This is a genomic window from uncultured Flavobacterium sp. (genome assembly GCF_937967675.1).
Taxonomy (GTDB): Bacteria; Bacteroidota; Bacteroidia; order Flavobacteriales; family Flavobacteriaceae; genus Flavobacterium.
Map to the genome: position 1 here is coordinate 1 of NZ_CALBSN010000156.1, position 11,312 is coordinate 11,312.

Consider the following 11,312-nt stretch of genomic DNA (forward strand, 5'->3'; position numbering starts at 1 on the left):
TTTTTTCCACAAATGTTTCTCTTTTTGAAGCGTTTGGGTTTCCATTTTGTCTTCCACTCGTGCCCAAATCTTTTCCATGCTTGGAAAGTCTTTTTGCTCGGCGTTTTCGGCAGCTTGTTGTATTTTTTTATATAATTTTTCTTCTGTTCCCATGACTATTTTGCTTTTTGATAATAAAAAGTTCTTACCAATTCTTTTAATTTACTTTTCGCTGCATTCAATTGCGATTTCGATGTTCCTTCACTTATTCCCAATTGTTCGGCAATTTCTTTGTGCGAATAACCTTCAATCACAAACAAATTAAAAATCGTTTGGCAGCCATCGGGTATATATTGGAGTAAATTGAGTAAATCTTCTTCTTCTAAATCAGTGACTTCATCAGCTAAAGGTTGCGAATTATAACTTACATCTTCCAAATACAAATTAAAATTGATATTCTTTTTTATTTGTAAAAGGCAATTATTTACCGTTATTTTTCGTGCCCAAGCTTCAAAAGCTAAATCTTCTTTTAATTGTTCAATTTTTGTAAATAGGGTAAAAAAAGCATCGGCCAATACTTCTTCTATTTCTTCCTCCTTTTTTAAATACCGTTTGCACAAACGATAGAGTTTGGGTGCCATAATTTCATACACCAAGCGTTGTGCTTCGCGGTTTTGTTTTCGGCAGCCTTGTATGTGTTTTACATCCATAAAATGTTTTTATTTTCAAAAATCAAGTTCAAGTGCAAATTCAATGTTCAATTTGTTTTAGCTTTTTGTACTTGAACTTGACATTGAACTTGAACTTGACTTCGCTTTTTTATATAGAGCATAAAAGTTGGTAAAAGGTTGGGAAGAAGTTAAAAAAGTTTTCAGTGTTCAGAAATTAGTTTTCAGTTTTCAACGTTAATTTATAAATCTCGGCTTCAGTAGTTTCCGTATCATTGTCTTCGCACAATAAAAATTCTAATTCATTTTCTGATTCCTTGTAAAGCGTAATACCTTCAAATTTCTGATGTTCCGATAATAATTGCACATCAATAATTTCAAATGTCGGTGCGTGCATGATGCCTAAAATGGTTCCTAAAACTTCACCATCTTCATAAGTAGATTCGGTGTTTTCGGCGCAAGCCAAGAAATAAATTTTATCGTTAACCAAAATCGCATCAGTAAAAGTGGTTTCAACATCATCTAAAGTTGGAAGTAAAATCGGCACAAATCGAATGCCATCTTCTTGGTTGTTTGGAATAATAAAAATACCATTTCGACTGTTTTTTGAATTGCCTCTTTGAAACAACAACATCGTTTGATGCGCATAAATGGCACCTTCAATATTCAATTGGTCATCCGAAAACGAACCAACGGTTTTTAAATTTTGGTATAATGCGGTTAAATCTTGCGTTTGTAAAGTGTCTGAACCCAAATCTAAAGAGAACATTGTATTATGTTTTTGGGTTGAACCTGAACCCAACATTATTAACTGATTTCCATGTTGCGTGATGCTTTCTAAATCTAGTTTTTTAGCTTTTTCTATGTTCTCTTTTGCCTCTTTTACCAATGGAAATTTGAGCAAAAGTTTTTTATCGATGTCGTATTGGTACAAAAAACTACTGGAATCGGAAATTACAAATAAAACATTTTGGGAATACACCAATCCTGATGCAGCCGAAATACCTTTTATTGTGAAGAAGTTAGTAAGTTTAAAATTTTCCATATTTTTACAAAAGAGTTAACAAATTTTAGCGCAAATTAGCCTCTAAAAGTACTATTTTTACAGAGATTTAAAACCAACAACGATGGAAAATATCAATATTGAAGATTTTAAAGTGAAAGGTAAAATTAAGTTAGATGATTTTCTAACCAAACTTCCTATTGATACCGAGAAAGAACAAGAAGAATTAGCTTTAGATAAAATCCAACAGAAACTTTCTAAAAAGCAAGATGCCATGTACGCGCACAATCGTCATGCGTTCTTAATTTGCTTACAAGGAATGGATACCAGCGGAAAAGACAGTTTAATTCGTGAGGTTTTCAAGGAATTTAATCCACGTGGCGTAGTGGTGCATAGTTTTAAAACGCCTAATTCTACCGAATTAGAGCACGATTATTTATGGCGACATTATTTGGCTTTGCCCGAAAAAGGAAAATTTGCTGTTTTCAATCGCACGCACTATGAGAATGTATTGGTAACGCGAGTGCATCCCGAATATATTTTGTTTGAAAACTTACCAGGAATTGAAAAAGTGGAAGACATCACACCTCAATTTTGGGAGAACCGAATGGAACAAATCGTGAATTTCGAAAAACACATTTCGCAAAATGGAACAAAAATTCTGAAGTTTTATTTTCATATGAGTAAAGACGAACAACGTGAACGTTTACTAAAGCGATTAGAAAATCCAGAAGATAATTGGAAATTCTCAACAGGCGATTTAAAAGAACGTGAACGTTGGGACGATTATATGAAATATTACGAAGAGGCAATTAATAAAACATCAACTGATTTTGCGCCTTGGTATATTATTCCCGCTGACGATAAAGGTGTGGCGAGATATATTGTTGCCAAAACCATTTGGGAAGAAATGGAAAAATTAACCGATATCACCGAACCCGAATTAGATCCAAAAGTAAAAGCGAATATTGAAGAGTATAGAACACAATTAAAAAAAATGTAGAGACAAGTCACGACTTGTCTTATCTAATTTTAAAATTACAAAGTATAATGAAAGTATACACAAAAACAGGCGACACCGGAACCACAGCATTATTTGGTGGAACACGTGTACCCAAACATCATATCCGAATCGAAAGTTATGGAACGGTAGATGAATTAAATTCACATATCGGATTAATTCGTGACCAAGACATGAGTGATTTATACAAAAATGTCCTAATTGAAGTTCAAGACCGATTGTTTACCGTTGGTGCCATTTTAGCAACACCACCAGAAAAAGAGACTATGAAAAACGGTCAACCACGCTTGCAAAATCTTGGAATTGTGGAATCTGATATCGAATTTTTAGAAAACGAAATCGATAGAATGGAAGAAGCGTTACCGCCAATGACACATTTTGTTTTGCCAGGCGGACACACAACCGTGTCATATTGTCATATTGCACGCTGCGTATGCCGTAGAGCCGAGCGTTTAGCGGTACATTTGAATGACATAGAACCCACAGATGAACGCGTAATTAAGTACCTAAACCGACTTTCTGACTATCTTTTTGTGTTGGCACGAAAGTTGTCTCATGATTTGAACGCTGACGAAATACAATGGATTCCTAGAAAATAGTGTTCAGTAATCAGTTTTAAGTGTTTATAATGCTTGAAAACAGTGATGAAAAGTCATGTTTTGAGTACTTAAAAAAAAACGTTCTTAAATTTTAATAAAAAAAGTAAAAAAAAACTTGCCTTATTGGGTAATAAATTTATTTTTGCATAAACTTAAATCGATAAAAGATGTATTGGACATTAGAATTAGCGTCATACTTAAGTGATGCGCCTTGGCCAGCAACCAAAGATGAACTTATCGACTATGCTATCAGAACTGGAGCTCCATTAGAAGTAGTGGAAAACTTACAATCTATAGAAGACGAAGGAGAAATCTATGAATCAATGGAAGAGATTTGGCCTGATTATCCTACTGACGAAGATTATCTTTGGAATGAGGATGAATATTAAAAATAAATAAACACAACAGAAACAAGTCTCTTTACTGAGACTTTTTTTGTGGTTATATTTGCAAACCTATTTAGAAAATAAAAAATTATGAGTATCATAAATTCCATATTGAAAGCTTTTGTGGGAGACAAATCGGAGAAAGATGTAAAAGCGATTCAACCACTTATTAACAAAGTAAAATCTTTTGAGAGTGCTTTACAAGCATTATCTCATGATGAATTACGAGCTAAAACAGCCGAATTCAAAGCTAAAATTCAAAATGCTCGCGCTGAAAAAGACGCAAAAATTGCTTCTTTAAAGCAAGATGCTGAGCAAACACAAGATATCGATGCTCGTGAAGATATTTATGCTGAAATCGATAAAATTGAAAAAGAAGCTTATGAAATTTCTGAGAAAGTATTAAACGAAATTCTTCCAGAAGCGTTTGCAGTAGTGAAAGAAACTGCTCGTCGTTTCAAAGACAATACAACGATTACTGTAACCGCTACTCCAAAAGATAGAGAGTTATCGGCTACAAAACCATATATTAATATTGAAGGTGATAATGCTACTTGGGCAAACTCTTGGGATGCTGCAGGAAAAGCCATCACTTGGGATATGATTCACTACGACGTTCAGTTGATTGGTGGAGTCGTGTTGCATCAAGGTAAAATTGCCGAAATGCAAACGGGAGAAGGAAAAACTTTAGTAGCAACACTTCCTTTATACTTGAATGCGTTAACAGGAAACGGAGTTCACTTAGTAACCGTGAATGACTACTTAGCGCGTCGTGATAGTACTTGGAAAGCTCCTTTGTTCGAATTCCACGGAATGACAGTTGATTGTATTGATAATCATCAACCAAACTCTCCAGAAAGAAGAAAAGCCTATAATGCTGATATTACATACGGAACAAACAACGAATTTGGTTTCGACTACCTTCGTGATAACATGGCGCATGCTCCTGAAGATTTGGTACAACGCAAACACAATTATGCTATTGTCGATGAGGTTGACTCGGTTTTAATTGATGACGCTAGAACGCCATTGATTATTTCTGGTCCGGTGCCGCAAGGAGATCGTCACGAGTTCTTAGAATTAAAACCAAAAGTTGAAAACTTAGTTACGCTACAACGTAAATTAGCTACAGATTGTTTAACAGAAGCAAAACGTTTATTCAAAGAAGGAAATTCAAAAGACGCTGGTTTCTATTTATTACGCTCACATAGAGCATTACCAAAAAGTAAAGCGTTAATCAAATTCTTATCGGAAGAAGGAGTAAAACAATTACTTCAAAAAACAGAGAATTACTACATGCAAGATAACAACAGAGAAATGCCAAAAATTGATGAAGCATTGTACTTTGTTATCGAAGAAAAGAACAATCAGGTTGAATTAACAGATAACGGAATTCAGTTTTTATCAACAGATACGGATTCTCAATTCTTCGTTTTACCAGATATTGGAACAGGAATTGCCCAAATCGAGAGAGAAAATTTATCTCCAGAAGAAGCAGCTGAGAAAAAAGAAGAATTATTCCGTGATTTCTCTGTAAAATCAGAGCGTATTCACACGTTAACGCAGTTATTAAAAGCGTATACTTTATTCGAAAAAGATACGGAATACGTTATCATGGATAATAAAGTAATGATTGTAGATGAGCAAACAGGACGTATCATGGATGGTCGTCGTTACTCGGATGGTTTACACCAGGCAATCGAAGCTAAAGAAAACGTAAAAATCGAAGCGGCAACTCAAACTTTCGCAACTATTACCTTACAGAATTATTTCCGTATGTATAATAAGTTGGGAGGTATGACGGGAACAGCTTCAACCGAAGCAGGAGAGTTCTGGGAAATCTACAAATTAGACGTAGTAGAAATTCCAACGAATCGTCCAATTGCTCGTAAGGATAAAGACGATTTAATTTATAGAACGGTTCGTGAGAAATTCAACGCCGTAATCGAAGATGTAGTGCAATTATCAAATGCAGGAAGACCGGTATTGATTGGAACAACATCAGTAGAGATTTCGGAATTATTAAGCCGAATGTTGAAATTAAGAGGTATTCAACACAACGTATTGAATGCTAAAATGCACAAAAGTGAGGCGGAAATTGTAGCGGAAGCAGGTAAGCCTGGAGTAGTTACGATTGCAACGAATATGGCAGGTCGTGGTACCGATATTAAATTATCTGACGAAGTGAAAAAAGCAGGTGGTTTAGCAATTATCGGAACGGAACGTCACGATTCGCGTCGTGTTGACCGTCAGTTAAGAGGTCGTGCGGGTCGTCAAGGAGATGTGGGTAGTTCACAATTCTACGTGTCTTTGGAAGATAACTTAATGCGTTTATTCGGTTCAGAAAGAGTAGCGAAAGTTATGGATAGAATTGGTCTAAAAGAAGGTGAAGTAATTCAACATTCGATGATGACAAAATCTATCGAAAGAGCACAGAAAAAAGTAGAAGAAAACAACTTTGGGGTTCGTAAACGCTTGTTAGAATATGACGACGTAATGAATGCACAAAGAGAAGTAGTATACAAAAGAAGACGTCACGCTTTACACGGAGAACGTTTGAAAGTGGATATTGCAAACATGATGTACGATACTTGCGAATTAGTAGTAGAACAAAACAAACTAGCAGAAGATTTCAAAAACTTCGAGTTTGAATTGATTCGTTACTTCTCAATCAGTGCACCAGTTACACCAGCGGAATTTGCAAAATTATCAGCAAGAGAAATTACTGGAAAAACATACAAAGCAGTTTTAGCTCATTATGAGGAGAAAATTGCTAGAGATGCACGTGAAGCGTATCCAATTATCAAAAATGTTTACGAAAACAATAATGGTCAGTACCAAAGAATTATTGTTCCTTTCACAGATGGAATTAAATCTTTAAACGTAGTTACTGATTTAGAAAAAGCGTATACAACTGAAGGTCGTTCGTTAGTAGCAGATTTCGAGAAAAACATCACGTTAGCAATTGTGGATGAAGCTTGGAAAAAACACTTACGTAAAATGGACGAATTGAAACAATCGGTTCAGTTAGCGGTTCACGAACAAAAAGATCCATTATTGATTTACAAATTTGAAGCATTCAACTTGTTCAAGAAAATGATTGACGATGTGAATAAAGAAGTAATTTCGTTCTTGTTCAAAGGAGATTTACCACATCGTAATGAAAACATTCAGGAGGCAAGACAAGAAACTCGTCAAGAAAAATACACTGAGACTAAAGAGGATTTAGATGCACCAGCTTCAGAAGCAAAAAAAGCAGGCGAAATGGCAAGTCAAAGACCTCAAGTTACAGAAACGATTACTAGAGAAATGCCAAAAATCAATCGTAATGACACCGTTACTATCAAACACGTAATGAGTGGAAAAAGCGAAACCATGAAATACAAAAAAGCAGAAAGCATGTTAGCTTCTGGTGAATGGGTTTTGGTAAACGAATAATCTAAAATCACAGAAATAAACTAATCCTCAATTACTAAAAGTAGTTGGGGATTTTTTATCTTTGATAAAATTAAAATCAAACAAAATGAAAACCAAAATTCTATTCTTCGCATTCTTTCTTTTTCAAACCATCACCATCTTAGCACAAGATATGGCTTCGTTAAAAACGGAAGCTTTAAAATCATACAAAGCGAGTGTAAATATGAATTTTGACGATATTTTCGCTACTACCTATCCAAAAGTGTTTGATATTATTCCGCAAGACCAAATGAAAAAAATGTTTGGTCAAATGATGGAAAACGAGCAATTTTCAATAAAGTTAGTGGAAGTAGAGCCTAATTTTTCATTTGGTGAAATCAAGAAAATTGAAGGAAAATCGTTTTGTATGGTGAATTACAATAACGTAATGACAATTAAATTTAAAGAACCGATGGATGATGCAGAATCAATGACGGATATTTTTAAATCATCAATGGAAGCAGATAAAGTAACGTATGATAAACTTACTAATACATTCCGTATCGAAATGCGTTCTACATTAATCGCAGTTGCGGATGATTTGACTAAAAACCAATGGAAATTTTTAAATAAAGACAAAGAGAACAAGATGTTTTCAATGTTATTTGATGCAAAAAATTTAAAAGCTTTAGGATTGTAATATGAACGAAAATAACATCACCTATACCGAATTTTTCAACCAAGTTAGAGCTAGTATTGCAGATGGAACTTTTGCTAAATTAACCCTTGCTAAAACCGTTGGAAAACCCGAATTACAAAACATTTACGTAAAAACTATCGTAGAAAACAACATCTTAAAATTGTCGATGACGTATAAGATTTACACTACTGTAAAGCAAGAATTGGTAAAAATCTGCAAATTAGATGATTTAGAATCCGAGTTAATTCCGCACATCAACAATCCGTTTTTATCTGCTTTATTGTTTACTACCGAAGCCGATATCACCATGAAATTAAATAAAAAGCGCGTAGCCAGTATTATCGAGCAACCGCCAACGTTTAAAAATGCAGATGCAAATTTGGTGGAGTTTTTGAATTCAAAGTAAAAATGAAAAATACAAAGTTTAATAAATGGTTATTTATAATTATTGGTGGAATTGTATTTCATGTTTTTTGTTTTACTTGGTTGTACGATTTTCTAATTCCTGACCCTTGTTATTATCATTCACATGAAATGAATTATTTTATGGGTTTATTCTTTAGTGCGTCATCCGCTAGCAATGGACATCCAGAACCAAATTTAACAAATTTCATTGTTTCTTTTTTAATCGGAAGTTTAATTGGATTTGTAATTTTTAAAAAGTTCGCAAAAACATTAGATTAATCATTCCCCATCAGGAAAAATTTTTCCAGGATTCAGCACATTATTCGGGTCAAAAATGGCTTTTATGCGCTCCATTAATTCCAGATGTACTTTTGAAAACGCTATATCCATGTAGTTTTTTTGTACCAATCCAATGCCGTGTTCACCTGATAAAGTCCCTTTTAAACCAACTGTCAATTCAAAAATTTCACGAATCCCCTTTGGGACTTCCGTTTTCCAATTGTCATCGGTCATGTTGCCTTTGATGATGTTGACGTGTAAATTACCATCGCCCGCATGACCATAACAAACGGAATGAAAACCATATTTTACTCCAATTTCTTTGATGCCTTTTAATAGTTTTGGTAATTCATATCTTGGAACAACGGTATCTTCTTCTTTATAAATGGAATTCGCTTTTACTGCTTCTGCTACAGAGCGACGCATTTTCCAAAGGGCATTTTTTTGTTCTTCGGTGTCGGCAAACAATACTTCATCGATTTCAAATTGTTCAACCACAGCCAAAATTTGTTCAGCTTCTTGCATCAAAATTTCTGGGTAATTCCCATCCACTTCAATCAATAAATGGGCTTGAACGTTGTCTTTTACTTCCACATTCAAATCCTCGACAAATTTCAAAGTCCAATCAATAGCATCACGTTCCATAAACTCTAAAGCACTTGGGATAATTCCCGCTCTAAAAATTGCTGAAACCGCCTCACACGCTTGTTCCGCTTTATAAAACGGAACCAAAAGCAATACGTTATGTTTGTTTTGAGGTAATAATTTCAATACAATTTTAGTCACGATTCCTAAAGTTCCTTCACTACCCACCATCAATTGCGTTAAATTGTAACCAGTAGAATTTTTCAAGGTATTAGCGCCTGTCCAAATGATATCGCCTGTTGGTAAAACGACTTCTAAATTTAATACATAATCTTTGGTAACACCATATTTCAAAGCCCTCGCACCACCAGAGTTTTCGGCAATATTGCCACCTATAAAACAACTTCCCATACTACTTGGATCAACAGGATAAAACAAGCCTTTTTCAGCAACAGCTTCTCTTAACACTTGCGTAATTACTCCAGGTTCGGTAGTAACTTGAAGGTTTTTCTCATCAATTTCAATGATTTTATTAAAGCGTTCCATTGAAATCGCAATGCCACCATAAATCGATAAAGCACCACCACTCAAACCCGTACGTGCACCAATCGGCGTTGTCGGAATTTTATAAGTGTTGGAAACTTTTAAAATTTGCGCAACTTCTTCGGTATTAGCAGGTTTCACCACTACATGAGGCGGAAAACTCAAATCTTCCGTTTCATCATGTCCATACGTTTTTCGAGTAGCTTCATCAGTAAAAATATAAGCAGAACCTACAATGTTTTCAAGTGCCAGTATTATTTCAGGATTCATAGTGTAAAATTGAAAAGTAAAGATATTAAAAACTACTTAAAACCCAATACCAAATAGCAATAGTAATCAACGACAACGGAATTCCAATCCCAATCATCATGCTACTTAACTTTGGTTTTAATCCATAGTTAGAGGCTAAAATTGCTCCCGTAATCATCGGTGCCATTGCAGATTCCATGATGGAAACATCAATTTCTAATCCTTTTCCGTCTAATGCAATTTTGTAAAGCAAGAAGAAAAATGCAGGCATTAGAATTAATTTGAAAAGTAATCCTAAGGTTAAAAACGACCAATGTTTGCTTCGCGTATCAATTTTTAATTGCAAACCAACGGCTACTAGTGCGACAGGTGTTACGGTATTTCCGATTCGTAAGAAGGAGTTTTGCAACGCTTCAGGAAATTCTAAAGTAAAAAGCGTACAAAATAAAGCAATTGTAAAAGCGATAAATGGTGGAAATTTGATGATTTTCAACAAGATTTCAGAAGTACTTAAATTACCTCTTGAAAAACTCGCGGCAACTAAAATTCCCAAAGTAGTTACCACTACGAATGAACCAGGTTGGTCAACGATAATGGCGGTTTTTAATCCATCTGCACCATACAAAGCTTCGATAATTGGAAATCCTACGAACGAAGTATTGCTCAATCCACCAGTCAAAATCAAACAGCCAATTAACTTTTTCGACCATTTGAAATAGGTTCCCAAAGCATAGAAAAACACAAACGATAATCCGAAACCTAACCACGCAATTCCTAAAGGATAAAGCAGAGCCAATGAAATCGTAATTTTCGGAATGTAATACAATGCCATAGCTGGAAGCGAAACGTAAATCACGTATTGATTCAAACTCTGATAAGCGTTTTTAGGAAATTGCGGTACTTTTTGAAGCGTAACTCCTAAAATCAAACATAAAAATAAAAGAATGATGTTTTCCATGTGTCGAAAATCGAGAATACAAAGGTAATAAACCTTGAGATTTCGATGTTTCATATTCCTACATTTTTTGTATTTTTACACAAAGCAAAACTCTTTTGAAAAAACCAAATAAAAAATCGGCACTTTCCGAAATTCACGGCGTAGAACAACCCGAAACATTGAGTACGGTTGTAGCGACTCAAATTCAACAATTCCGAAGAAAACAACCTTCGGCTGAGGAATTGATTGCTGGAATTTTAAAAGGAGACAAAACCGCATTGAGTCGCGCTATTACTTTGGTTGAAAGTACGAATCCTGAACATTTAGCCAAAGCGAATGAAGTGATAAAAGGTTGTTTGCCACATGCAAATAACTCGGTTCGTATAGGAATTACGGGAGTTCCAGGTGTTGGAAAAAGTACATTCATTGAAGCTTTTGGAAAATATTTAACTTCTATCGGAAAGAAAGTAGCTGTTTTGGCGGTTGACCCGAGTTCGTCTATCAGTCACGGAAGTATTTTGGGCGATAAAACCCGAATGGAAGAATTGGTAAAAGATGAAAA

Annotated in this window: 11 protein-coding genes and 1 pseudogene; 8 read left to right on the top strand and 4 right to left on the bottom strand. The window is 34.9% G+C overall.

Annotated elements, in window-relative coordinates; genetic code table 11:
* Positions 1 to 155: 155 nt before the first annotated feature.
* Together Q0075_RS10145 and Q0075_RS10150 are read right to left on the bottom strand one after the other, a co-directional pair.
* On the bottom strand, positions 156 to 689 hold the full coding sequence (locus Q0075_RS10145) for a sigma-70 family RNA polymerase sigma factor (RefSeq protein ID WP_297869402.1): 534 nt from the start codon (positions 687 to 689) through the stop codon (positions 156 to 158).
* Positions 690 to 864: 175 nt separating this feature from the next.
* Complete coding sequence (locus Q0075_RS10150) at positions 865 to 1,692, bottom strand: hypothetical protein (protein WP_297869403.1); 828 nt, start codon at positions 1,690 to 1,692, stop codon at positions 865 to 867.
* A gap of 82 nt (positions 1,693 to 1,774) precedes the next feature.
* Here Q0075_RS10150 and Q0075_RS10155 point away from each other — a divergent pair, with 82 nt between their 5' ends.
* The 7 genes from Q0075_RS10155 (at position 1,775) to Q0075_RS10185 (ending at position 8,436) form a co-directional block, all read left to right on the top strand.
* The gene (locus Q0075_RS10155) at positions 1,775 to 2,653 is read left to right on the top strand and encodes a PPK2 family polyphosphate kinase (RefSeq protein WP_297869404.1); all 879 of its coding nucleotides are present in this window, start codon (positions 1,775 to 1,777) and stop codon (positions 2,651 to 2,653) included.
* Between the two features lie 47 nt (positions 2,654 to 2,700).
* The gene (locus Q0075_RS10160) at positions 2,701 to 3,270 is read left to right on the top strand and encodes a cob(I)yrinic acid a,c-diamide adenosyltransferase (protein ID WP_297869405.1); all 570 of its coding nucleotides are present in this window, start codon (positions 2,701 to 2,703) and stop codon (positions 3,268 to 3,270) included.
* Positions 3,271 to 3,437: 167 nt separating this feature from the next.
* The gene (locus Q0075_RS10165; protein WP_002986941.1) at positions 3,438 to 3,659 is read left to right on the top strand and encodes a DUF2795 domain-containing protein; all 222 of its coding nucleotides are present in this window, start codon (positions 3,438 to 3,440) and stop codon (positions 3,657 to 3,659) included.
* 87 nt (positions 3,660 to 3,746) lie between these two features.
* A complete protein-coding gene (secA, locus tag Q0075_RS10170) occupies positions 3,747 to 7,094 on the top strand; it encodes a preprotein translocase subunit SecA (protein ID WP_297869406.1) in 3,348 nt (1,115 codons plus the stop codon).
* Positions 7,095 to 7,179: 85 nt separating this feature from the next.
* The gene (locus tag Q0075_RS10175) at positions 7,180 to 7,752 is read left to right on the top strand and encodes a hypothetical protein (RefSeq protein ID WP_297869407.1); all 573 of its coding nucleotides are present in this window, start codon (positions 7,180 to 7,182) and stop codon (positions 7,750 to 7,752) included.
* Position 7,753: 1 nt separating this feature from the next.
* Positions 7,754 to 8,158, top strand: coding sequence for a hypothetical protein (locus Q0075_RS10180; protein WP_297869408.1), 405 nt, complete (start codon positions 7,754 to 7,756; stop codon positions 8,156 to 8,158).
* Between the two features lie 2 nt (positions 8,159 to 8,160).
* Positions 8,161 to 8,436 (top strand): hypothetical protein, encoded by a 276-nt coding sequence (locus Q0075_RS10185; RefSeq protein WP_297869409.1) that lies wholly within the window; start codon positions 8,161 to 8,163, stop codon positions 8,434 to 8,436.
* Here the strand turns inward: Q0075_RS10185 and Q0075_RS10190 are convergent, their stop codons facing one another.
* Complete coding sequence (locus Q0075_RS10190; RefSeq protein WP_297869410.1) at positions 8,437 to 9,834, bottom strand: FAD-linked oxidase C-terminal domain-containing protein; 1,398 nt, start codon at positions 9,832 to 9,834, stop codon at positions 8,437 to 8,439.
* A 25-nt stretch (positions 9,835 to 9,859) separates the two neighbouring features.
* Positions 9,860 to 10,771 carry an AEC family transporter gene (locus tag Q0075_RS10195; RefSeq protein ID WP_297869411.1) on the bottom strand — a complete coding sequence of 304 codons (912 nt, stop codon included), beginning with the start codon at positions 10,769 to 10,771 and terminating at the stop codon, positions 9,860 to 9,862.
* 95 nt (positions 10,772 to 10,866) lie between these two features.
* Here Q0075_RS10195 and Q0075_RS10200 point away from each other — a divergent pair.
* Positions 10,867 to 11,312: pseudogene (locus Q0075_RS10200) on the top strand (ATP/GTP-binding protein); the annotation flags it as partial.